Origin of the sequence: Shimia sp. MIT910701 (genome assembly GCF_047126315.1) — a bacterium.
GTDB lineage: Bacteria > Pseudomonadota > Alphaproteobacteria > Rhodobacterales > Rhodobacteraceae > Shimia.
Window position 1 is genome coordinate 2502924 of the sequence record NZ_CP138953.1, and the last position, 21629, is coordinate 2524552.

The window sequence follows — 21629 nt, forward strand, 5'->3', positions numbered from 1 at the left end:
GTTCATGAGGACCTTAGGCGCGGGCCTGTTTGCGGACCTGGCTAGGCGCGGCGCCAAAGTGTTGCTGGCAGAAGCGCGTGAAATAGGCGGCGCTGCCAAACCCTAGAGAATCAGCCACACGATTGATCGGCAGGTCGCTGTCCAAAAGCAGGCTGCGGGCGCGGTGCTGGGTCATTTGTGAGAGCATTTCTGCAGCAGTAAGCCCGGCCGCTTGGCGGCAGACGCGGGTTAGGTGCGTCGGTGTGATGTCGAGTTGGTCCGCATACCAGGCCATGGGGTGGCCATGGGTGTATTCGGCAGCAAGTATGTCACAGAAGCGGCGCACAATCCGCTCAGACGCACGGGTTGGCGGGGGCGGGCCAGCTTCCTGAAGGTCGCGGCGTAGGGCGACGGAGAGCAGGCGGGCGTGGGCGTTCAAGGCTTCGGCCATGAACGGGCGTTGGTCATGCAGCTCGCGGCGCAACGCGTCTAGGATGGCGGTGAACTCCGCTTGTTCGGTGCCGTCTTGCAAGCGCAGATGTTGTGCACGATCTGGCAGGGTGACACGGCCGTCGTCCGGGATCAGCATGGCGAGGCCCTGCACCTGAAGGCCAAGTTCAAAAGCGAGCAGTTTGCCCGCAGGGACAAAGATCGCGTTGTGGGCGCCAAAGCCGCGCCGCAGGCCATGCAGCAGAACCCGACCCTGGCCCCGTGTGGTCCAGAGCAGGATGTGGTGCGTGCGCACGTGCAATTGTTCCAACAACCAAGGCGCGCCTTTGGTCAGACCGGCAAGGGTTTCTACACGAATTTGCGGTAAAGGCTGATCGGGCACGATGGGCCGCAGCGCAGGTTTCTGCTCAACAGGCGCGGTTGGCTTGCGCGCAGGTGCGGCCATGCCTCCCATGCCCGGTTTGGTCATAAATGACGGGATATGTAAATTTTTATCAGCCATCTTGCAGCTGATTAAGCGCAGGATGTGCGATTCGAGCAAGTGGGGTCTCTGCGCCTTTTGTCACAAACTGACAAAAACCCGCGCGGGTTAGAGACTTTCTGGCGTGTAGTGATGCCAGGTTTTCATTTTGGAGCGGAACCAGGTGCGTTGGCGCTTGGCAAACTGGCGTGTCGCGATTGTGGCCTGTTCTCGAGCGGTTTCCAGATCAATTTCGCCACGCAGATGGGCGATGAGTTCCGGCGCGCCGATGGCTTTGGCGGAGAGATGGGTTGGATCGTAGGTGGCGAGATTGGCTTCGGCTTCCTCCAGCGCGCCTTGTTCCAGCATCAGGTCAAAGCGGCGGGCAATGCGGTTGTTGATCCAGTCCTTGGGCACATCAAACACAATTGGCAATGTATCAGACTGCGGCAGGAGCGGGGGGGGCGTGTTGTCTTGCCAGTCCGCCAAGGGTTTACCGGTTGCGGTGAGCACTTCCCAAGCGCGTTGCACGCGCATCGGGTTCTGGCAATCAATACGGGCAGCTGTTTTGGCGTCGAGTTCCGCCAGCAGGGTTTCAAAACCTTCTTTGGCAACGCGGGCGTTTGCCTCTTCGCGCAGCGCCGGGGGCGTGGCGGGAATTTCGGCCAAACCTTGCGTCAGCGCAGTGAAATACAGCCCTGTGCCGCCAACAATGATCGGGCGGGGGCCACCTTTCAAAAGCGGCGCAACCTCGCGCAGCCAATGACCCACGGAATAATCTGCGTCATAGGGAACATGGCCGTAAAGCAGGTGCGGCGCGGCGGCTTCGTCTTCTTCCGGCGGTCGGGCCGTGAGCACGCGCCAGTTGTCAAACACCTGAATCGCATCGGCGTTGATGATGACGCCGCCTTGCGCCTGTGCAATCTGCAAAGCGAGGGCACTTTTGCCGCTGGCGGTGGGGCCTGCGATCAGAACCGGTTGGTCCGGGGCGATGGGCGGCAGCTGTGACATGAGAGAGACCTGACTTTGCGCTTACTTTTGTCGGTTATCCCCAACTCTCGCATTGAACCTGCGCGCGTTTTCCGACATTTTGCGGCCAATCCTAAAACGATGCGCAGATGGAGTGCAACATGAGCGACGACACCGTCCCCGCCGACGCAACCTTTAACCGTGTGATGTTGAAGATTTCGGGGGAGGCGTTGATGGGAGATCAGGGCTATGGCCTGCATCCGCCCACAATTGAGCGTATCGCCAAGGAAGTGAAATCTGTACACGACATGGGCGTCGAGATCTGCATGGTGATCGGCGGCGGCAATGTGTTCCGCGGCTTGTCCGGGGCAGCTCAAGGGATGGAACGCACCACGGCCGACTACATGGGCATGTTGGCGACCGTGATGAACGCGCTGGCGATGCAGAGCGCGTTGGAGGGGCTGGGCGTGTTCACCCGTGTGATCAGCGCGATCCGCATGGATGAGGTGGCCGAGCCGTATATTCGCCGCCGCGCGGTGCGTCACCTTGAGAAAAAGCGTGTGTGTATCTTTGCAGCAGGGACTGGCAACCCGTATTTCACCACCGATACTGCCGCGACCTTGCGCGCCAATGAGATGGCCTGTGAGGCGATCTTTATGGGCAAAAACGGTGTGGATGGCATCTACGACAAAGACCCGGCCGAGCATGACGACGCGGTGCGCTATGACGAGATCACCTATGATGAGGTGCTGGCCAAGCGTCTGCGGGTGATGGATGCGAGCGCGATTGCGCTGGCACGGGACAACAACCTGCCGCTGATTGTGTTCCCATTGGATGAGCCGGGTGGGTTCAAAGGCATTCTCGCCGGCAAGGGCACCTATACAAAGGTTGTCTAAGACGCACAGCGAAGAGATTTGCAGCGGAGGTCCTTTGGGGCCTCCGTTTTTTTGTTGGGCTAAAGGCTGGTTGCTGGCTCGTCCCGCAAGCTCCGTCCGTAGGCCAGACGATAGGCCAAGGCCACGCCTCCAGCGCCGCCGATGACGTTGCCTGCGAGCACAGGCAAGAGGTTTGCAACAAACGCGCCAGAAGACACAGGTGCTCCGGCAAGCGCGCCAGCCGGAATCAGGTAAAGATTGGCAATGGAGTGTTCCAGGCCGATTGCCACAAATGCGGCCACGGGCCAAACAATAGACAAGATCATGCCCATGGCAGTTCGGGCAGACACAGCCAGCCAGACGGCTAAGCATACCAAAGCGTTGCACAGGATGCCTCGGCAAAACGCTTCAAAAGGAGACAATGCAATTTTTGCATTGGAGATGGCTGCGGCGCGCTGTCCAAGGGCGCCGTCCAAAAGCCCGGCACCATAAACAAGTGAAACGATCGCGGCACATCCAATGGCGTTGCCAAGCAAGACAATTGCCCAGTTGCGCAGCAACGCCTGGGAGGTAATGCGTTTGTCGACGTAGGCCATGACAATCATGGTGTTGCCGGTAAAGAGCTCTGCGCCGCCGACCACGACCAAGATAAGCCCGAGCGAAAACGCCACGCCGCCCATGAGCGTAATGCCACCATTTAAATCCGCGAATCCGGATGTGGTTTGCGTATAAAACAAGGCCCCAAATGAGATAAAAACGCCGCCAAGAACCGAAAGCGTGATCAGTGGTGCCAGTGGCATTTCTGCTTTGGCAATGCCGGAAAGTCTGATCAGTCGGGTGATCTCTGCGGGCTTGTGGGCGTCTAGTCCAGTGGGGGTCACTTGCGTCATGTTCGGTCCTGTCGTGTCGCGCGTTGCAGAATTCTTACTAAAACACTCTGGTAATGAAAATTCCGAAAGCGACGTCTCAAAAGCTTTTCCCGGTGCGCGATTGAGGATTGGTTGTGCGGCAAAACCAAAGGGATCAGGGCTTCACCGAAGCCTGCCTGTGCTATACAAGTTGAACACAATAGCCTAAGAGCTTTGTCAGCAGAACATGAGAGACTGAAAGAGCAGCAATGTCTGAAGATTTTGAACTCGATACCGACGATCTGACCCGCCGCATGGATGGCGCTATGGGCGCGTTGAAAACAGAATTTGCCTCGCTGCGCACAGGCCGTGCCTCAGCCAACATGCTGGAGCCGGTGATGGTGGATGCTTATGGCTCCAAGACACCAATCAACCAGGTTGGGACAGTGAACGTGCCAGAACCACGTATGGTGACCATCAATGTGTGGGACAAAACGCTGGTGAGCGCGGTTGAGAAAGCGATCATGAATTCCGGTCTTGGCATCAACCCACAGACCAACGGCACCATTGTGATGCTGCCGATTCCTGAGTTGAACGAAGAGCGCCGGACCGAGTTGGCGCGGGTGGCGGCTCAATATGCCGAGCACGCCCGTGTGGCCGTGCGCAACGTGCGTCGTGATGGTATGGACAGCATCAAGAAAGCCAAAGGCGATGGTATGTCTGAGGACGACCAGAAGCTTTGGGAAGCTGAAGTTCAGGAAATGACCGACAGCTATATCAAGCAGATCGATGGCGCGCTTGAGAACAAGCAATCCGAGATCATGCAGGTCTGATCAAAATGGGTGAAGAAATTCCCGCGACCGGCCCTCGGCATGTGGCCATTATTATGGATGGCAATGGCCGCTGGGCGCAGGCGCGCGGTCGCCCGCGGTTATTTGGGCACCACGCCGGAGCCAAGCGCGTCAAGGAGATTGTGCGCGCTTGCAAGCCTTTGGGCGTGGAATATCTGACGATTTTTGGGTTCTCGACCGAGAACTGGAAGCGTACCCAGGCGGAAGTTGCGGGTTTGATGAGCCTGTTCCGCCAGTACATTCGCAAAGAGGCCCGTGGGCTGAAAGCGGAAGGGGTGCGGGTGCGGTTCATCGGCGATCGTCCGCGTTTGGACGAAAAGCTGCGCGCCTTGATGGATGAGCTGGAAGAGCTTACCGCCGACAACGATGGCGTGAACCTGACCATTGCGTTGAACTACGGTGGGCGTGATGAGGTGGCGCGAGCGACCCAGCGGTTGGCGCAGGATGTGGCGGATGGCACGCTCAAGCCCGAAGATGTGGGTGAGGAGACACTGCCCAAGTATTTGGACACCCATGTGTTGCCGGATCCGGACTTGGTCATCCGGACCAGCGGGGAAGCGCGGATTTCCAACTTCCTTCTATGGCAGTCAGCTTATGCTGAATATGAGTTTATCGACACCCTGTGGCCGGACTTCTCCAAAGAAGAGTTCCGTAAGCTGGTGGACGCCTATGCCAAACGCGACCGTCGGTTTGGCGCGGTGACAGTATGAGCGGTACGGCTAGCAAGTGGGGCGATTTGCTGCCCCGAACCCTGTCAGCAGTGGTGCTGCTTGGCGTGGGCGGATTGGCGATCTGGCAGGGTGGTTTCCTGTTTCACGAATTTGTTGTGATTATTTGTGGCGGCATGGTCTGGGAGTTGACCCGGATGCTGTCCGGTGGTGATCAAAAAGTGTCACTCTGCATGGGCGCTTTGGCGGCTGTGGTGTTGGCATTGACCGACTTTGTGCCGGGGCAAGCGATCCTGCCAATGCTACTGGCGGTGCCGCTGGCGGGTGCGGGGCAACTTAAGAAAGATCGTGCGATTTACGTCGCTTACGCGGCGGGGTTGATGTTGGCCTGCTATGGCTTGATTGTTTTGCGCGATGTGCGTGGCGCCTATTGGGTGCTGTGGCTGGTGGCCGTTGTGGTGGCGACCGATGTGGCTGGCTACTTTGCTGGTCGCCTGATTGGCGGCCCGAAATTTTGGCCTAAGGTCAGCCCCAAGAAGACGTGGTCTGGCACCATGGCGGGCTGGGTGGCTGCAGGTTGTGTCGGCATGGCATTTGGTGGGACACCGCTGATCATTCTGTCGGTGCTGACGGCGTTTGCTTCGCAGATGGGCGATGCGGCGGAAAGCGCGATCAAGCGCCACACCGGCATCAAAGACAGTTCCAATCTGATCCCCGGCCATGGCGGCTTGCTTGATCGGTTTGATGCGATGTTGGGCGCGGCACTTCTGGTGTTGGTGCTGGGCGCGGTACTGGGGCTGCCAGCGACATAACGGATGTCTTGTGGGGAGGCCGGTTTTGCGGCTTTCACCATCACATTGCCGCAAGAATGCCGAAATGACCCTTGATACGGTACGAGAAACCGACCATCTGGCCCGAAAGGCGGCCGGACTGGTCATGCAAAACTTGGCATAACGCCCCAAAAAGAGGACGTGCATTTGGATATTTCATCGCTGATTTCGGGAATTGGCGGCGGCGGGTTGACCGTGCTGTGGTTTGTTGTTGCGCTGTCGATCATTGTCGCGATCCATGAATATGGGCACTACATCGTCGGCCGCTGGAGCGGGATTGGTGCGGATGTGTTCAGCCTAGGCTTTGGGCCGGTGATCTATTCGCGCTATGACAAACGCGGCACCAAATGGCAGATCGCAGCGATTCCGCTGGGCGGATATGTGAAGTTCAAGGGCGACGCCAATGCCGCGAGCGGCAAAGACGGCGAAGCCATGGAAGGGATGACCGACGAAGAACGTCGTCATACCATGCACGGCGCGCCCTTGTGGGCGCGGGCGGCGACGGTGCTGGCGGGGCCGGTGTTCAACTTCATCCTGTCGATCATCATTTTCACCGGCGTGATGATGTTCAACGGCCAGATTGGCAGCAAGCTGATTGTGGGTGAGATCTGGGATCTGCCGGATGCACCTTATGAGCTGCAGCAGGGCGATGCAGTCACTGCGATAGCAGGAACAGCCATTCCATCGTTTGATGATCCGGAAGCCTTTGATGCCTTTGCCAAGGCAATGCCAAAGGAGGCGGTATTGACCTATACCGTTGAGCGCGGCGGCGAAACACTGGACGTGTCCGGGCCGTTCTTGTACCCACCGATGGTTCAGTCTTTGGCGCCACGGTCCGCCGCTTACAATGCGGGTCTTGAAGTTGGTGATGTGTTCACCGCGATTGATGGCACACCGATTGTGGCGTTCTCCCAGCTCAAAGAAGCTGTGGAAGGCGGGGAAGGGCGCACGATGGCGCTGACAGTGGATCGCGCGGGCACGGTGGATCAGTTTGACCTGACGCCGCGCCGCGTGGACGAGCCGCAGGCAGATGGCGGCTTTGTGACCCATTGGCGTATTGGGATTGGTGGTGGTCTGGCCTTTGAACCCGCGACTGAGACATTGCCTGTTGGTGAAGCGTTTTTGGCTGGTGTGCGCCAGACTGGTCGCATCATGGAAGGCTCTGTGAGTGGGTTGTACCACATGATCACAGGTGCGATCAGCAGCTGTAACCTGTCTGGTCCAGTCGGTATTGCGCAAACGTCCAGTGCGATGGCAAGTCAAGGCGCGCAGAGTTTCATTTGGTTTATTGCTGTACTCTCTACCGCGATCGGATTGTTGAACCTGTTCCCGATCCCGATGCTGGATGGCGGACACCTTGTGTTCTACGCTTATGAGGCGGTGACCGGGAAGCCTCCGGCGGACGGTGTGCTACGTATCCTGATGACGGCGGGTTTGGTGCTGGTGCTGAGCATGATGGTGTTTGGTCTGACCAACGACTTGTTCTGTCCGTAAACTGCAAAATGGGCGTGGGGTTCGCTCCGCGCCCAATTTTCGCCCAATTCTCCGGCTATGGTTAGCAGGTAGGTAGGAATTGGGTTTGGAACTATGCATACAATCGAAGATGGATACCGCGCGCTTGGCCTGTTGATTGACATCAACTGGGAGCGTTTGTTGTTTCCGACAGCAATCATCGCCGGGTTGTCACTTGGCGCCTATATCGGCACGATGATGTTGAACGGTGGTCTGCAGTAAGGCCAATCTGACTGGCGGAGGTCTGCGCACTACATTGTGTGGTGTTGACAGGCCAAGCCGCTAGGGATGCTGATGCAACGCAGTCCGATTCTCTGTGTTTTAAGGCCAATGCTGTTTTGACATCAGCCCTCAGACCCGATAGTCACAATCCAACTGGGATGTACTGCGGAGTTTGGGAATGACCAAACAATCGAGGGCTTTGGCGATCGCCAAAGACGGGGGAGAGGTGCAGAAGCGGCGCCTCTTAACGGCGTTTTTCTTCACAATATTTGCGGTCTTGGTGGCGTTGCCTACCTTTGGTCTCGCACAGACGTATAACTTCAGCTCCATTCGGGTTGAAGGAAACCAACGGATCGAATCTGCTGCCGTGGCCAACTATGCGGCGATTCCGCGGGGCACGGTGGTGACGGCGGGACAGGTAAACGCCGCATATCAGCGTGTGCTGGGCAGTGGTGTGTTTGAGGAAGTTGAACTTGTGCCAAGCGGTAGCACGCTGGTGATCAAGGTCAAAGAATATCCAACCATCAACCGCATCAGCTTTGAGGGCAACAAGCGCTTGAAAGACGAAGCGCTGCAGCAACTGGTTGAATCGCAATCCCGTCGCGTTCTGAACCCAACCGTAGCCGAGCGCGATGCGGCGCGGATCACGCAGGCCTATTCCGAGCAAGGCCGACTGGCTGCGCGTGTGAACACCCGTATCATCCGCCGAAGCGACAACCGTGCGGATCTGATTTTTGAAGTGTTTGAAGGCGGCACTGTAGAAATTGAGCGGATTGGCTTTGTGGGCAACCGCAACTTCAGCGACAACCGTCTGCGCCGGGTCTTGGCCACCAAACAGGCCGGTATCCTGCGGGCGTTCTTCAAGCAAGACACATTTGTGAACGACCGGATCGAATTCGACAAACAGGTGTTGCGCGATTTCTACCTGTCGCGAGGCTACGTCGATTTCCGGACACTGGGCGTGAACGCTGAGCTTTCGCGAGAGCGCGATGGGTATTTCCTGACCTTCAACATTGAAGAGGGCCAGCAGTTCAGATTTGGCAATATCACTGCGACCAGTGAAATTGATGGCGTGGATGCGCAAGAGTATTTGGAGACGCTGCGTTTGAAGCCGGGTGTGGTGTACTCGCCCACCTTGGTTGAGAACTCGATTTCCCGTATGGAGCGCTATGGCCTGAAGCAAGGGCAGGACTTCCTGCGGGTTGATCCACGCATTTCGCGCAATGATCGTGATCTGACCTTGGATGTGGAATTTGCCATCAGCAAAGGTCCGAAGATTTTTGTTGAGCGTATTGATATTGAAGGCAACACAACCACCCTGGACAAGGTGATCCGGAACCAGTTCCGCATTGCGGAAGGGGACCCGTTCAATCCGCGTGAAATCCGCGAAAGTGCAGAGCGCATCCGTGCGCTTGGTTTCTTTACTGTGGCGGATGTGAATGCGCGCGAGGGCAGCACCCCAAGCCAGGTGATTGTGGATGTGGATGTTGAGGAACAACCTACGGGGTCGCTTGCTCTTGGTGGTACGTATTCGACCAACGACGGGATTGGACTTGTCGTACGGTTCAATGAAGCCAACTTCCTTGGCCGTGGACAGAGCTTTGGCCTGTCGTTCTCGACGTCCTCGGATATTAAGGACTACAGCCTGTCCTTTGCGGAGCCGGCCTTCTTGGGCCGTAACCTGACAGCAGGGTTTGGATTCTTTTACAAAGAGTTTGAGCCCAGCGAGGCGCGTTTTACCAACACTGTTGGTGAATTGTCTCCTTACCTTGGTTTTGAGCTGGGCGAGTATTCCAACATGCAGCTCCGTTACAAGCTGGAGCGTTCCGGTATGGAAGTGCCGTCGGGCAACGCGATCCCGGGTTCTATCATCGACAACGAAGCGGCGCGTGGCGAAATCTGGAAAAGCTCTGTAGGCTACACTTATCGCTTTGATACTCGCCGCGGCGGGCTTGATCCCACACGCGGGTATCTCGTAGAATTTGGCCAGGACTTTGGTGGTCTGGGCGGGGACTATACCTTTGTGTCTACCACGGCACGGGCGGTGGCAGAGGCGAAAGTCTGGAGTGAGGAAGTGACACTGCGGGCGACGTTGCAAGGTGGTGCTCTGTATTCGCCGGATGGCGACAGCCGCATTGATGACCGCTATATTGTGACCAACCGCAACATTCGGGGGTTTGAGCCCTATGGTATCGGGCCGCGGGAGCGTGGCATTGATGCCAGTGGCAACGAGTTTGATGATGCGCTTGGCGGTAAATATTATGCTTCTGCGCGGTTTGAAGCGGAGTTCCCGCTGGGCTTGCCGGAAGAACTCGGTATCACCGGCGGTCTGTTCTACGACGTGGGCTCGCTTTGGGGATTGGACAATACCAGCGGCCGTGGCCAAATCTTTTACGAAGACTTCTCCCTGCGTCATGTGATTGGGGCGTCGATTTTCTGGACCACGCCAATCGGGCCTCTGCGCTTTAACTTCACCAAAGCGTTGCAGAAAGAAGAGTTCGATGTCGATCAGAGCTTTGACTTCACTATCAGTGCGCAGTTCTGATCTGTCATGCTGCGGACCACACTTCGCATAACAGTTTTGGCCGGGGCGCTTATGAGCGCCCCGTTTGCCTTTGCCCAAGAGCGGGTATTGCCGCAGTCACCCGTTCTGACTGTGGACAGCGACATGATGTTCAGTCAGTCGCAGTTTGGTGTGCGCGTGGCGCAGGAATTGGCAGCGGAGGAATCTGTCCTTTTGGCTGAAAACAGGCGCATTCAGGCGGAACTAACAGCGGAAGAGAAAGCGCTTACTGAGAAGCGTGGCGAAATGGATGCGGATGCATTTCGTGCGGTGGCCGAGGCGTTTGATGCGCGGGTCGTTCAAATCCGTAAGGAGCAGGATGCCAAGGCGGCCAACATCGAGCAGCGCAGGCAGCGCGAGCAGGAAGCGTTTATCCGTGTTGCCAGCCCGATTTTGACAACTCTTATGCGTGATGCTGGCGCCAGTGTGATCCTGGAGCGACGCGACGTTCTGCTAGGCGATCCGGCGGTGGATATCACGTCTTTTGCTATTGAAAGACTGAACGAGACCTTGGGTGCGGGGCGCCCAAAAGATGTGGTGCCGGAAGACGAGTAACCTCGATCGAAGGCGGGCTTTTGCCTGAAATCCTAAGCCATTGGGGGCGGTCGAGTGCTTGCTCCTCGGAGCACAGGTTGTTAGGGCTAGGATCAAAGTCTTAGGCCGCATGAGGAGCAAAAAATGTCTGAAGATCTCAAAAGCGCCGATATCGAATTGATCCAGCGGCTCATTCCACATCGCTATCCTTTCCTGCTGGTCGACAAGGTCGTCGATATCGACGGATATCAATCGGCCAAAGGCATTAAGATGGTCACCATGAACGAGCCGCATTTTCAGGGCCACTTCCCGAAAAAGCCGATCATGCCGGGCGTGACCATTGTTGAAGCCATGGCGCAGACTTCTGCCATCATGGTGGGCGTGGCGCTGGATTTGGCGGACAAAGACCTGCTGGTCTACTTCATGGGCATCGACAAATGTAAGTTCCGCCGCATGGTTGTCCCCGGCGATGTGCTTGAGATGAAAGTAGAGACCACCCGCGGGAAGCCGGGTGGTAAGGTCTGGAAATTTGCAGGCACTGCGACGGTTGACGGTGAGGTGGCTTGTGAAGTTGAATTCACCGCAATGATGGACCTGCCTAAGGAGTAAGGCTGATGGCAGTTTCTGCACAGGCAGAGGTGCATGCCTCCGCGGTGATTGAAGACGGCGCGGTTGTTTCTGACGGCTGTGTTGTTGGCCCGTTTTGCGTGGTGGGGCCGCAGGTGGTGCTGCACAAAGGCGTTGAGCTGAAATCTCACGTGGTGGTGACTGGCGATACGGAAATCGGCGCGGACACAGTGGTGTTCAGCTTTGCCGTGATCGGCGAGGTGCCACAGGACCTGAAATTTGGCGGTGAGAAGACCAAGCTTATCATCGGCGCGCGCAACCGAATTCGTGAGCATGTCACGATGAACAGCGGCACCGAAGGCGGTGGCGGCATCACACGCGTGGGGGACGACGGTTTGTTCATGGCGGGGTGTCACATCGCCCATGATGCGCAGATCGGCAATAACGTGATTGTGGTAAACTCGGCTGCTGTGGCCGGACACTGTGTCATTGAAGATGATGTGATCATCGGCGGGCTGTGTGGCATTCACCAATGGGTGCGTATTGGCCGTGGCGCCATCATTGGCGCGGTCAGCATGGTGACAAATGACGTGATCCCCTATGGGTTGGTGCAAGGGCCGCGCGGCGAGTTGGACGGGTTGAACCTGGTTGGACTCAAGCGTCGTGGTGTGGCTCGTTCTGACATCACGGCTTTGCGGGCCGCGTTTCAGATGCTGGCGCAGGGCGAAGGCGCGTTTCAGGCGCGGGCCAAGCGTTTGGGCGAAGAAACTGACAGTGACTATGTGCAAGAGATTGTGGCCTTTATCATGGGCGACACGGACCGTTCCTTCCTGACACCGAGGTAATTCCATGAGCCGACTGGCTATTCTCTGTGGCGGCGGCAGCTTGCCAGTGGCGTTGGCTGCGGCGCACGCGGATGCGATGTGCGTGGTGTTTGAAGGCGTGGCGCATGACATGTCCGGCGAGGTCCACACCCATCGGTTTGAGAAGATGGGTGGGCTGTTTGAGGCTTTGAAATCCGGTGGCGTGACGCGCCTGGTGATGGCGGGCGGTTTGGGCCGCCCGGCGCTGAACCCCGCGGAGTTTGACGCCGGGATGATGGCGATTGCGCCACGCTTGTTGCCTGCGTTGCAAGGCGGGGATGATGCGATCTTGCGGTTGATCATTGCGGTGTTCGAGGAACAGGGCTTTGAAGTTGTGGGCGCGCATGAGCTGCTCGAGGGGCTAACGGCGGAGGAAGGTCTGCTGGCTGGCCCGGAGCCGTCCGAGCAAGCTTTGCAGGATGCCAGTCGCGCCGCCGATATTCTGTTGGCGCTGTCGCCGCTGGACGTGGGGCAGGGTGCTGTTGTGGCGGCAGGGCTCGCGTTGGGTATTGAGACTTTGCAAGGCACGGACGCTATGTTGCGGTTTGTGGCGGAGACGCCAGACCATTTGCGACGCGGCAAAGGTGTGTTTTTGAAGGCGCCAAAGCGGGGTCAGGACCTGCGGGTTGATATGCCGGCGATTGGGCCAGGCACCGTGCGGGCCGCGGCCAAAGCCGGCTTAGAAGGCATTGTGGTCTCTGCTGCACGTGTGGTTGTGCTCGATCGGCCCAAGACCTTGGCTGCGCTGGAAGAGACTGGGCTGTTCCTACTATCACGGGTGATCTGATGAAGGTGTTTCTGGTCGCGGGCGAGTTGTCGGGCGACCGACTTGGCGGGGCGCTTATGCAAGGGCTGCGCCAATTGGTGCCGGACGTAGAGTTCGCCGGAGTAGGCGGGCCGCTGATGGCTGCGCAGGGGCTTGAGAGCCTGTTTCCGATGGATGAGTTGAGCGTGATGGGCATTGCCGAGGTGCTGCCCAAATATCGTCATTTGGTGAAACGCATGCATCAGACGGCGGAGGCGGCGTTGGACTGGCAGCCGGATGTGATGGTCACCATTGACAGCCCGGATTTTTGCCTGCGCGTGGCGCGGGAAGTGAAGGCCAAGAGTGACCTTCGCTGTGTGCATTATGTGGCCCCGTCGGTTTGGGCGTGGCGGCCCAAGCGGGCTGAGAAAATGGCCAAGCATGTGGATCATGTTCTGGCGCTGTTGCCGTTTGAGCCGCCTTACATGGAGGCCGTTGGCCTGCGGTGTGATTTTGTTGGGCACCCGGTGGTGACGGAACCTGTGGCAAGTGAGGCCGAGGTTGCGGATTTCCGCCAGAGACATGGCATAGGTGATGCGCCTTTGTTGTTGGCTTTGCCGGGTTCGCGGCGGGGCGAAGTTGGTCGGCTGACGCCGACGTTTGGCGAGGTGGTTGCGCGGTTGCTGCGCCAGAAGCCGGACCTGAAGGTGGTCGTCCCGGCGGCTGCGCCTGTGGCGGATCTTGTGAAAGAGCTGGTGGCGGACTGGAAAGTCGCGCCCATTGTGCTGGACCCCAATGAGATGGATGCTGACACAGCGCAGGCGGAAAAACGCGCGGCGTTTAAGGCGGCGGATGTGGCTTTGGCCGCCTCTGGCACGGTGTCGCTAGAGTTGGCGGCCAGCGACACGCCCATGGTCATTGGCTATGACATGAACTGGATCAGTTGGCAGATCATGAGCCGCATGGCGCTGATTGATACGGTGACGTTGGCCAATCTGGTGGCGGAAAGCCGGACCGTTCCGGAGTTCTTGGGCCCCGCGTTTCAAGCTGAAGAGATTGCGCCAGCCCTTCTGCGGGTTTTGGAAGATGCGACGGAGCAGCGTGAGGCAATGTCACTGACCATGGAGCGACTGGGGCGGGGGCAGGAGTTCCCTGGTGTGCGTGCGGCGCGGTCTGTGCTGGACGGGCTAAAAAAATGATAGATGAGTTTGGCATTGCGCTGTCAGCAGTGACGGCGCATTTGGCCACCAATCTGGACAACCTGGCGATCATGGTTGGCTTGATCCTGACCGTGGGACAACTGCGCACGGTCAGTGGCTATCTGATCGCGCAGGGTATCATGCTGGCGGCGGCTGTGTTTGTATCTGCCGGGCTCGAAACCGGTTTGCCGCATCAGGTGGGCTACCTTGGATTTATTCCCATTGGGTTGGGCGTCTATGCGTTGGTCGCGCGGTTCTTGGGCAAAGAGAGTTCGGCTGCAGAGCAGGTGTCTAAGTCGCACGTACTCGCGATTGTCGCGCTGTTTTTGAGCGTGTCTTTTGACAGCTTTGCGGTGTTTACGCCGTTGCTGGCAGACTCCGGGCCAAGTTACACGCTGCCGATCCTGCTTGGGGCAGGGACTTCTGCGGTTGGGTTGGCCTTTGGGGGCGCGGCCTTGGCTGCGATGGCACCAGCCAAAGTGTCCCGCATTGAGCGGCTGGAGTGGCTGGCGCCTTATGTGATGATTGCGATTGGGCTTTATGTGGTGATCAACACCGGCACGGACATCACGTGAAGGCGGCGCGGGTTAGTAGCCGCGCCAGATCCAGCCGCCGCCGTAAATGCGGGAGCTTTCGTTGTCATAAAACACGCAGGCTTGTCCCGGGGACACACCTTCTTCAGGGGTGAGCAGTTCCACCTCAGCTGTATCAGGCCCGGTGGGACGGATAATGGCTTCGCGTGGCGGACGTGTAGAGCGCACTTTCACAGCCATGTGCCATTCTTTCCGGGTTTCGAAAGGCTCATCCCCGAGCCAATTGATTTCGCGCACCGGCACAATGCGGGTCGACAACATTTCTTTGGGGCCAACGATGACCTGCTTTTTGTCCACATCGAGCTTCACCACATAAAGCGGCGTGCTGAGCCCACCGATACCGAGGCCACGGCGTTGGCCGATGGTGTAGTGGATCACGCCATTATGTTGGCCAAGTACTTTGCCGTCCGGATCGACAATGTCGCCGGGTTCCGCCGCACCTGGGCGCAGTTTTTCAATCACGCTGGCGTAATCCCCATTGGGCACAAAGCAGATGTCCTGACTGTCCGGCTTGTCCGCCACGGCAAGGCCGTACTCCGCCGCCAAAGCGCGGGTAGCGTCTTTGTTTGGCAGGTGGCCCAGCGGGAAGCGCAGATAGTCAAGCTGCTCGGGGGTGGTGGAGAACAGGAAATAGCTTTGATCACGACGGGCATCAGCAGCCGAGTGCAACTCCGCGCCGTTGTCGCCTACTTTGCGCTGAATGTAATGGCCGGTGGCCATACAGTCCGCATCCAGGTCTTTGGCGGTTTCCAGGAGATCCTTGAATTTCACCCGTTCGTTGCAGCGGATGCAAGGTACGGGTGTCGCCCCGCCAAGATAGCTGTCGGCAAATTCATCGATCACGGCATCCTGGAAGATATTTTCGTAATCCAGAACGTAATGCGGGAAGCCTTTTTCCTCGGCCACGCGGCGGGCGTCATGGATGTCGATGCCCGCACAGCAGGCGCCTTTTTTGGCCAAGGCCGCACCGTGGTCGTAGAGTTGCAGGGTTACGCCAACCACATCGTAGCCTTCGTCCGCCAGTTGGGCGGCGACCACGGAACTGTCGACGCCGCCGGACATGGCGACGACCACACGGGTCTCAGACGGTGGCTTGGCAAAACCGAGCGAATTAAGGGGCGTGTCGCCATCAAGCGGCATGTTGAGTCTCTCCGGGTCAGAAGTCCACGAGAATATAGGAAAATCTTAGATACTCTCAAGAGGCGCTTTAGGGCCTCGTTAAGTCCCTTAGGCGAATATTTCCTCACCAAGAGGATGAGCGAGATGTTTCTGAAAAAAGTGGAAGGCCCAAGATGCGTGACTCTGTCTGATGGACAGGTGATGACGCGTGCCGACTTGCCCCCAGCCAAGACCAAGCGATGGGTGGCATCCCGCAAAGCAGCCGTGGTGCGCGGCGTGGCCTATGGCCTAATTACCAAGCGGGAAGCCCTTGAAATGTATAGTTTAAGTGAAGATGAATTTAATGAGTGGGTGACTGCCGTGTCGACCCATGGAACCGAGGCGTTAAAAGCGACAGCCGTTCAAAAATATCGCTAAATCTAGCAATCTCTGTTAACCTTCCTAAATCGGTAACCAGTCGTTAACCTTTAATCGTTAAGGTTAACGACAGTAACCCTCCAATGTAAGGAAGCCGAACCAATGAGAGTGCTGCTGGTCGAAGACGATCCTACAACATCCAAAAGCATCGAAATGATGCTGACCCATGCCAACCTGAATGTCTATGCCACCGATCTGGGTGAAGAGGGCATCGATCTGGCGAAGCTTTACGACTACGACCTTATTTTGCTGGACCTTGGCTTGCCGGATATGACCGGTCACGAGGTTCTGCGTCAGCTGCGTACCTCGCGTATCGACACCCCAATCCTGATCCTGTCGGGCGCCGATGACACCGAAAGCAAGCTGAAAGGCTTTGGCTACGGTGCCGACGATTACCTGACCAAACCGTTCCACCGCGAAGAGCTGGTGGCGCGGATTCACGCCATTATCCGCCGTTCCAAAGGTCACTCTCAGTCGGTTATTAAGACCGGCCAGATTAACGTGAACCTGGACGCGAAGACTGTTGAGGTTGAAGGCAAGCCTGTGCACTTGACCGGCAAAGAGTACCATATGCTCGAGCTGCTGTCCCTGCGCAAGGGCACCACGCTGACCAAAGAGATGTTCCTGAACCACCTGTATGGCGGCATGGATGAGCCGGAGCTGAAAATCATCGACGTCTTTATTTGTAAGCTGCGCAAGAAGCTTTCTGAGGCGACCGGTGGTGAGAACTACATCGAGACCGTCTGGGGCCGTGGCTACGTGCTGCGCGATCCGGAACCGGTTGCTGGTTCGGACGATCAGGTGGCGATGCGCGCCTAAGGCGCGGCGACCTCTGGACGTTGACGGTTGTCACCCCTATTGCTTGGGAGGGTAGAATAGGGAGGCGATCGTGGCCGAAGAGATTGCTGTCACAGATATGACTGTAGATCAGGCGCGCGAGGCCCTCGCGCGCCTGTCTGCGTTGCTGGGCCAGGCGAATCGCGATTACCATGGAGCGGACGCACCGACGATTTCGGATGCGGAATACGACCGGCTCAAACGGCGAAACGCCGAGATTGAGGCCCGGTTTCCAGAGCTGAAACGCGAAGACAGCCCAAGCGAGCAGGTCGGGGCACCGCCGTCTGCGGGTTTTGGCAAGATTGCGCATAAGGTTGCCATGCTGAGTCTTGGCAACGCCTTTGAAGATCAGGATGTGGCCGATTTTGACGAACGTATCCGCAAGTATCTCGGCATGGGCAGCGAGCCGCTTGCCTTTACCGCAGAGCCGAAGATTGATGGGCTAAGTCTCTCCATTCGTTATGAAAACGGCGAGATGGTCTATGCCGCGACACGCGGGGACGGCAGTACGGGTGAAGATGTGACTGCCAATGCGCGCACGATTGCCGATATTCCCCAGAGTATAGAGAACGCGCCCGCGGTGCTGGAGGTGCGCGGCGAGGTCTACATGAGCCACGCCGACTTTGAGGCGTTGAACGCTCGGATTGCGGAAGAAAATGAACGGCTTGAGGCAGCTGGCAAAAAACCAAAGACGGTGTTTGCCAACCCGCGCAATGCGGCGGCTGGAAGCTTGCGGCAGTTGGATGCACAGATCACCCGTGAGCGGCCGTTGAAGTTTTTTGCCTATGCTTGGGGGGAGCTGTCAGAGCCTCTGGCGGACACGCAGATAGCTGCGATTTCTCGGCTTCACGATTTTGGTTTTGTAATCAATGATTTGACTAAAGTCTGTGACAGTCCCGAAGCGTTGATTACCCACTACAAGATGGTCGTAGAGCGCCGTGCGACGCTTGGATATGACATCGACGGTGTGGTTTATAAGGTCAACGATCTGGCGTTGCAGGAGCGGCTTGGGTTTCGTTCCACCACACCGCGTTGGGCGATTGCGCATAAGTTCCCCGCGGAACTGGCGTGGACGCGGTTGGAAGCGATTGACATTCAGGTGGGGCGCACAGGCGCGTTGAGCCCGGTGGCGCGTTTGGCGCCGGTGACTGTTGGTGGCGTGGTGGTCAGCAATGCGACGCTGCACAACGAGGACTACATCGCCGGGCGGGATAGCAAAGGCGCGACTATTCGTGATGGCAAAGACATTCGCGAAGGGGATTGGGTGCAGGTCTATCGCGCTGGGGATGTGATCCCGAAGGTAGCGGATGTGGATCTCACGAAACGCCCTGATGGGGCAGAGCCCTACGCCTTTCCGGAGCAGTGTCCGGTGTGCGGCTCACCAGCTGTGCGTGAAGAGGGCGACGCGGTACGCTACTGTACCGGCGGCTTGATTTGTGCGGCGCAAGCGGTTGAAAAATTGAAGCATTTTGTGGCGCGCAAGGCGTTGGATATTGAAGGGCTGGGCACAAAACAGATCGAGATGTTTTACGAAGATCCCGATCTGCCGATCAAAACGCCCGCGGATATTTTCACGCTCGCAGAACGGGATGGCGCGAACCTGACCAAGCTTGCGAACCGCAAAGGGTGGAAAGACAAGAGCGTGGCCAACCTCTTTGCCGCGATTGAGGACAAGCGCGAGATTGCCTTTGCGCGGTTGCTGTTTGGCTTAGGTATTCGGCATGTTGGGGAAACGGCTGCCAAGGACTTGGCGCTGCACTATCTGACGTGGGACGACATGAGCGCAGCGGCAGAAAAAGCGCGGCCAGCGGCAATGGCGTGGCGCGCGGCAGATCGGGCGGAAGATCAGGAGCGGGCAGCGGCGCAAGCTGAAGGGCGTCGTGCGAAGGTCAAAGAAAGCCGGGACGCAGCTATGGCAGCGCATGATGTGTCTGCTGAGGCGCAGGCGGCCTGGGATGATCTGACCGGGATCGACGGCATTGGCGCGGCGGTTGGGCTTTCGCTTACTGATGCATTTGCCAATGAGCGAGAGCGCGGCGAGATTGACCGTTTGGTGGGCATGTTGCGTGTTGTGTCGCCGGATGCGCCAACGCAAGACAGTCCTGTGGCTGGCAAAACCGTCGTCTTCACCGGTTCTTTGGAGAAAATGACGCGGGCGGAGGCCAAGGCACGGGCGGAAAGTTTGGGGGCCAAAGTGTCTGGCTCCGTGAGCAAAAAGACTGACCTGTTGGTGGCTGGTCCCGGTGCGGGTAGCAAGGCCAAGAAGGCGGCGGATTTGGGCATTGAGACCATCGATGAAGATGGCTGGCTGGCACTGATCGAGGGGCTATGAGCGGACGTCCCGAGCTTCTGTTCCCGCTGTTTGCGGATGTGACAAAACTGGACGGTGTTGGGCCAAAAACGGCGCAGCACCTCGAACAGATTGATGTAAGTAAGCCGCGCGACCTTTTGTTTTTGCTGCCTTATTCGGGAATTGATCGAGGCTTGAAGATTTCGGTCAATGAGGCGGAGCTGCCTGGCGTGGTGACCACGCAGGTGCTGGTTGGGGCGCACCGTGCACCGCGCAACCGGGGCGGGGCGTATCGGATCACAGTGCAGGATGCGCTGACCTCCTTTCAGATTGTGTTCTTTCACGCGCGTGGCGACTACTTGAAGAAAATCCTGCCGGAAGGGGCGCGGCGGGTGGTGTCCGGCAAAGTCGAGCTGTTTGACGGAGTTGCGCAGATGGTGCACCCGGAATATGTGGTGGCGCCGGACGAAACCGAGGAGATACCTGCGTTTGAACCGGTGTATCCGCTGACCCATGGCGTGACGCAGAAGACCATGGTGAAGGCTGTGCGGTCGGCGCTCGACCGGGCGCCAGAGATGGCGGAGTGGATCGATCCGTCGCAAAAGGACAAGGCGAAGTGGCCGAATTGGCGCGAGGCGATGGAGCTGGTGCATCGACCCGAAGCATTGGAGCAGGTGTCGCCCAACCATCCGGCACGGGAGCGGTTGGCCTATGATGAGTTTCTGGCGCATCAACTGACGTTAGCGTTGGCGCGCAGTCAGTTGCAGCGCGCCAAAGGTGTGATTTCCGAGCAGACCGGTGTGTTGCAGGCCAAGGTGCGGGCCGCGTTGCCTTATCGCCCTACCGGCGCACAGGAACGGGCAATCGAGGCGATTGCGCGGGACATGGCAAAAGATCAGCGGATGAACCGGCTGCTACAAGGTGATGTGGGCGCGGGCAAAACCCTGGTGGCGTTTATGGCGCTATTGGTGGCTGTAGAGGCTGGCGGGCAGGGCGTGATGATGGCCCCAACCGAGATTTTGGCGCGGCAACATATGGCAGGATTGAAGCCTCTGGCAGAAAGCGCCGGGGTTGTGGTCGAGGTGCTCACTGGGCGCGACAAAGGCAAGGAACGTCGCGCGAAGCTAGACGCGCTGGCGCGGGGCGACATTCACATTCTGGTTGGGACACATGCGGTCTTCCAGGAGGATGTGCATTTTGCCGATCTGCGGCTGGCCATTATTGACGAGCAACATCGCTTTGGTGTGCGCCAGCGGCTGGAGCTAGGCAAGAAAGGCGAGGGCGCGGATGTGCTCGTGATGACAGCCACGCCAATCCCACGCTCGCTGGCTTTGGCGCAATATGGCGACATGGATGTGTCGGTTCTGGATGAAAAGCCACCGGGACGGCAACCGATCACCACGGCGTTGGTTCCCACGGATCGGCTGGACGAGGTGGTTGAGAAGCTGCGCAAGGCGGTGGCCGAGGGCAAACAGGCCTATTGGGTCTGTCCGTTGGTCGAGGAAAGCGAGCGGGTGGATTACACGGCGGCGGATGCGCGGTTCAAAGCCTTGCGCAGCGCGCTTGGTGAGGGCGTGTGCGGGCTTGTTCATGGGCAGATGCCACCGGAAGAAAAAGACGCAGCGATGGCGGCGTTTCAGGCCGGAGACACGCAGGTTCTGGTGTCCACAACAGTAATCGAAGTTGGCGTGGATGTGCCCAATGCCACCATCATGGTGATTGAGCGGGCCGAGGCGTTTGGCTTGGCGCAGTTGCACCAGTTGCGGGGGCGGGTGGGGCGCGGCTCGCAGGCGTCGACCTGTTTGCTGATGTATCAGGCGCCGTTGTCAGAAGGTGGGGAAAAGCGGCTCAAAACCCTGCGCGAGAGTGAAGACGGTTTTGTGATTGCGGAGACCGACTTGGAGATGCGTGGGGCGGGCGATTTGATTGGCACGGCCCAGTCTGGTCTGCCGCGGTTCCGGATTGCGGATGTGGAGACACAGGCGAGCCTGATGGCCGTGGCACAGACAGACGCCCGCAAGCTTTTGCATGATGATCCGACATTAGAAAGCGACCGCGGGCAGGCGGCGCGTGTTCTTTTGTGGCTGATGGAACAGGATCAGGCGATCCGTTTGATTTCAGTGGGTTAGGCTACGTCAAAGCCTGAAATTCTCTTAATGTTCTCAAATGTTCTCAAAAAGTTCTTTACTCGACTCGCGGGATATGAGAACAAAGTAGCAACAAGACTGATGGGAAGGA

General features: G+C 58.0%; 21 protein-coding genes. 17 read left to right on the forward strand and 4 right to left on the reverse strand.

The window, feature by feature from the left end; all coding sequences use genetic code 11:
* Window positions 1-13: 13 nt before the first annotated feature.
* Together SIB38_RS12005 and miaA are read right to left on the reverse strand one after the other, a co-directional pair.
* The gene (locus SIB38_RS12005) at window positions 14-931 is read right to left on the reverse strand and encodes a helix-turn-helix domain-containing protein (RefSeq protein WP_412550226.1); all 918 of its coding nucleotides are present in this window, start codon (window positions 929-931) and stop codon (window positions 14-16) included.
* 87 nt (window positions 932-1018) lie between these two features.
* The gene (miaA, locus tag SIB38_RS12010) at window positions 1019-1900 is read right to left on the reverse strand and encodes a tRNA (adenosine(37)-N6)-dimethylallyltransferase MiaA (protein ID WP_294113365.1); all 882 of its coding nucleotides are present in this window, start codon (window positions 1898-1900) and stop codon (window positions 1019-1021) included.
* A 119-nt stretch (window positions 1901-2019) separates the two neighbouring features.
* Here miaA and pyrH point away from each other — a divergent pair, with 119 nt between their 5' ends.
* Entirely contained in the window at window positions 2020-2754 is a 735-nt protein-coding gene (pyrH, locus tag SIB38_RS12015) for a UMP kinase (protein ID WP_412550228.1), read from the forward strand.
* Between the two features lie 59 nt (window positions 2755-2813).
* On the opposite strand, the gene SIB38_RS12020 is transcribed toward pyrH, so the two are convergent.
* Window positions 2814-3623 carry a formate/nitrite transporter family protein gene (locus tag SIB38_RS12020; RefSeq protein ID WP_412550229.1) on the reverse strand — a complete coding sequence of 270 codons (810 nt, stop codon included), beginning with the start codon at window positions 3621-3623 and terminating at the stop codon, window positions 2814-2816.
* A 227-nt stretch (window positions 3624-3850) separates the two neighbouring features.
* On the opposite strand from SIB38_RS12020, the gene frr reads away from it, so the two are divergent.
* From frr to SIB38_RS12080, 12 genes are all read left to right on the forward strand, one after another.
* Entirely contained in the window at window positions 3851-4414 is a 564-nt protein-coding gene (gene frr / locus SIB38_RS12025) for a ribosome recycling factor (protein ID WP_294113360.1), read from the forward strand.
* A 5-nt stretch (window positions 4415-4419) separates the two neighbouring features.
* Complete coding sequence (locus tag SIB38_RS12030) at window positions 4420-5142, forward strand: isoprenyl transferase (protein ID WP_294113359.1); 723 nt, start codon at window positions 4420-4422, stop codon at window positions 5140-5142.
* Window positions 5139-5912 (forward strand): phosphatidate cytidylyltransferase, encoded by a 774-nt coding sequence (locus SIB38_RS12035; RefSeq protein ID WP_294113357.1) that lies wholly within the window; start codon window positions 5139-5141, stop codon window positions 5910-5912. Before SIB38_RS12030 ends, SIB38_RS12035 begins: the two co-directional genes overlap by 4 nt.
* 165 nt (window positions 5913-6077) lie before the next feature.
* Window positions 6078-7424: an RIP metalloprotease RseP gene (rseP, locus tag SIB38_RS12040; protein ID WP_412550230.1), complete on the forward strand. Its 1347-nt coding sequence runs from the start codon at window positions 6078-6080 to the stop codon at window positions 7422-7424.
* 93 nt (window positions 7425-7517) lie between these two features.
* Window positions 7518-7664, forward strand: a complete 147-nt coding sequence (locus SIB38_RS12045; protein ID WP_294113353.1) for a hypothetical protein — start codon at window positions 7518-7520, stop codon at window positions 7662-7664.
* A 178-nt stretch (window positions 7665-7842) separates the two neighbouring features.
* The gene (gene bamA, locus SIB38_RS12050) at window positions 7843-10209 is read left to right on the forward strand and encodes an outer membrane protein assembly factor BamA (RefSeq protein ID WP_294113351.1); all 2367 of its coding nucleotides are present in this window, start codon (window positions 7843-7845) and stop codon (window positions 10207-10209) included.
* A 51-nt stretch (window positions 10210-10260) separates the two neighbouring features.
* Entirely contained in the window at window positions 10261-10782 is a 522-nt protein-coding gene (locus SIB38_RS12055; RefSeq protein ID WP_412550231.1) for an OmpH family outer membrane protein, read from the forward strand.
* A 123-nt stretch (window positions 10783-10905) separates the two neighbouring features.
* Window positions 10906-11370: a 3-hydroxyacyl-ACP dehydratase FabZ gene (gene fabZ / locus SIB38_RS12060; RefSeq protein ID WP_294113348.1), complete on the forward strand. Its 465-nt coding sequence runs from the start codon at window positions 10906-10908 to the stop codon at window positions 11368-11370.
* Between the two features lie 5 nt (window positions 11371-11375).
* Entirely contained in the window at window positions 11376-12173 is a 798-nt protein-coding gene (lpxA, locus tag SIB38_RS12065) for an acyl-ACP--UDP-N-acetylglucosamine O-acyltransferase (protein ID WP_294113347.1), read from the forward strand.
* Between the two features lie 4 nt (window positions 12174-12177).
* A complete protein-coding gene (locus SIB38_RS12070; protein WP_294113346.1) occupies window positions 12178-12978 on the forward strand; it encodes an LpxI family protein in 801 nt (266 codons plus the stop codon).
* A complete protein-coding gene (gene lpxB, locus SIB38_RS12075) occupies window positions 12978-14135 on the forward strand; it encodes a lipid-A-disaccharide synthase (RefSeq protein ID WP_412550232.1) in 1158 nt (385 codons plus the stop codon). Before SIB38_RS12070 ends, lpxB begins: the two co-directional genes overlap by 1 nt.
* A complete protein-coding gene (locus tag SIB38_RS12080) occupies window positions 14132-14710 on the forward strand; it encodes a cadmium resistance transporter (RefSeq protein ID WP_294113344.1) in 579 nt (192 codons plus the stop codon). The genes lpxB and SIB38_RS12080 overlap by 4 nt, the downstream gene beginning before the upstream one ends.
* A gap of 12 nt (window positions 14711-14722) precedes the next feature.
* Here the strand turns inward: SIB38_RS12080 and mnmA are convergent, their stop codons facing one another.
* Complete coding sequence (gene mnmA, locus SIB38_RS12085; protein WP_294113343.1) at window positions 14723-15868, reverse strand: tRNA 2-thiouridine(34) synthase MnmA; 1146 nt, start codon at window positions 15866-15868, stop codon at window positions 14723-14725.
* 123 nt (window positions 15869-15991) lie between these two features.
* Between mnmA and SIB38_RS12090 the strand changes: the two genes are divergently transcribed.
* The 4 genes from SIB38_RS12090 (at window position 15992) to recG (ending at window position 21520) form a co-directional block, all read left to right on the forward strand.
* Complete coding sequence (locus SIB38_RS12090; protein WP_294113342.1) at window positions 15992-16264, forward strand: DUF1153 domain-containing protein; 273 nt, start codon at window positions 15992-15994, stop codon at window positions 16262-16264.
* A 102-nt stretch (window positions 16265-16366) separates the two neighbouring features.
* Window positions 16367-17083: a response regulator transcription factor CtrA gene (ctrA, locus tag SIB38_RS12095; protein WP_412550233.1), complete on the forward strand. Its 717-nt coding sequence runs from the start codon at window positions 16367-16369 to the stop codon at window positions 17081-17083.
* Window positions 17084-17180: 97 nt separating this feature from the next.
* Window positions 17181-19433, forward strand: a complete 2253-nt coding sequence (gene ligA, locus SIB38_RS12100; RefSeq protein ID WP_412552040.1) for an NAD-dependent DNA ligase LigA — start codon at window positions 17181-17183, stop codon at window positions 19431-19433.
* The gene (recG, locus tag SIB38_RS12105; protein ID WP_294113339.1) at window positions 19430-21520 is read left to right on the forward strand and encodes an ATP-dependent DNA helicase RecG; all 2091 of its coding nucleotides are present in this window, start codon (window positions 19430-19432) and stop codon (window positions 21518-21520) included. Before ligA ends, recG begins: the two co-directional genes overlap by 4 nt.
* Window positions 21521-21629 lie beyond the last annotated feature (109 nt).

Excerpts from the sequence above, each read along its gene's own strand:
- SIB38_RS12005 (WP_412550226.1), bottom strand. The coding sequence starts at position 931 with ATGGCTGATAAAAATTTACATATCCCGTCATTTATGACCAAACCGGGC.
- miaA (WP_294113365.1), bottom strand. The coding sequence starts at position 1,900 with ATGTCACAGCTGCCGCCCATCGCCCCGGACCAACCGGTTCTGATCGCA.
- pyrH (WP_412550228.1), top strand. The coding sequence starts at position 2,020 with ATGAGCGACGACACCGTCCCCGCCGACGCAACCTTTAACCGTGTGATG.
- SIB38_RS12020 (WP_412550229.1), bottom strand. The coding sequence starts at position 3,623 with ATGACGCAAGTGACCCCCACTGGACTAGACGCCCACAAGCCCGCAGAG.
- frr (WP_294113360.1), top strand. The coding sequence starts at position 3,851 with ATGTCTGAAGATTTTGAACTCGATACCGACGATCTGACCCGCCGCATG.
- SIB38_RS12030 (WP_294113359.1), top strand. The coding sequence starts at position 4,420 with ATGGGTGAAGAAATTCCCGCGACCGGCCCTCGGCATGTGGCCATTATT.
- SIB38_RS12035 (WP_294113357.1), top strand. The coding sequence starts at position 5,139 with ATGAGCGGTACGGCTAGCAAGTGGGGCGATTTGCTGCCCCGAACCCTG.
- SIB38_RS12045 (WP_294113353.1), top strand. The coding sequence starts at position 7,518 with ATGCATACAATCGAAGATGGATACCGCGCGCTTGGCCTGTTGATTGAC.
- bamA (WP_294113351.1), top strand. The coding sequence starts at position 7,843 with ATGACCAAACAATCGAGGGCTTTGGCGATCGCCAAAGACGGGGGAGAG.
- SIB38_RS12055 (WP_412550231.1), top strand. The coding sequence starts at position 10,261 with ATGAGCGCCCCGTTTGCCTTTGCCCAAGAGCGGGTATTGCCGCAGTCA.
- fabZ (WP_294113348.1), top strand. The coding sequence starts at position 10,906 with ATGTCTGAAGATCTCAAAAGCGCCGATATCGAATTGATCCAGCGGCTC.
- lpxA (WP_294113347.1), top strand. The coding sequence starts at position 11,376 with ATGGCAGTTTCTGCACAGGCAGAGGTGCATGCCTCCGCGGTGATTGAA.
- SIB38_RS12070 (WP_294113346.1), top strand. The coding sequence starts at position 12,178 with ATGAGCCGACTGGCTATTCTCTGTGGCGGCGGCAGCTTGCCAGTGGCG.
- lpxB (WP_412550232.1), top strand. The coding sequence starts at position 12,978 with ATGAAGGTGTTTCTGGTCGCGGGCGAGTTGTCGGGCGACCGACTTGGC.
- SIB38_RS12080 (WP_294113344.1), top strand. The coding sequence starts at position 14,132 with ATGATAGATGAGTTTGGCATTGCGCTGTCAGCAGTGACGGCGCATTTG.
- mnmA (WP_294113343.1), bottom strand. The coding sequence starts at position 15,868 with ATGCCGCTTGATGGCGACACGCCCCTTAATTCGCTCGGTTTTGCCAAG.
- SIB38_RS12090 (WP_294113342.1), top strand. The coding sequence starts at position 15,992 with ATGTTTCTGAAAAAAGTGGAAGGCCCAAGATGCGTGACTCTGTCTGAT.
- ctrA (WP_412550233.1), top strand. The coding sequence starts at position 16,367 with ATGAGAGTGCTGCTGGTCGAAGACGATCCTACAACATCCAAAAGCATC.
- ligA (WP_412552040.1), top strand. The coding sequence starts at position 17,181 with ATGACTGTAGATCAGGCGCGCGAGGCCCTCGCGCGCCTGTCTGCGTTG.
- recG (WP_294113339.1), top strand. The coding sequence starts at position 19,430 with ATGAGCGGACGTCCCGAGCTTCTGTTCCCGCTGTTTGCGGATGTGACA.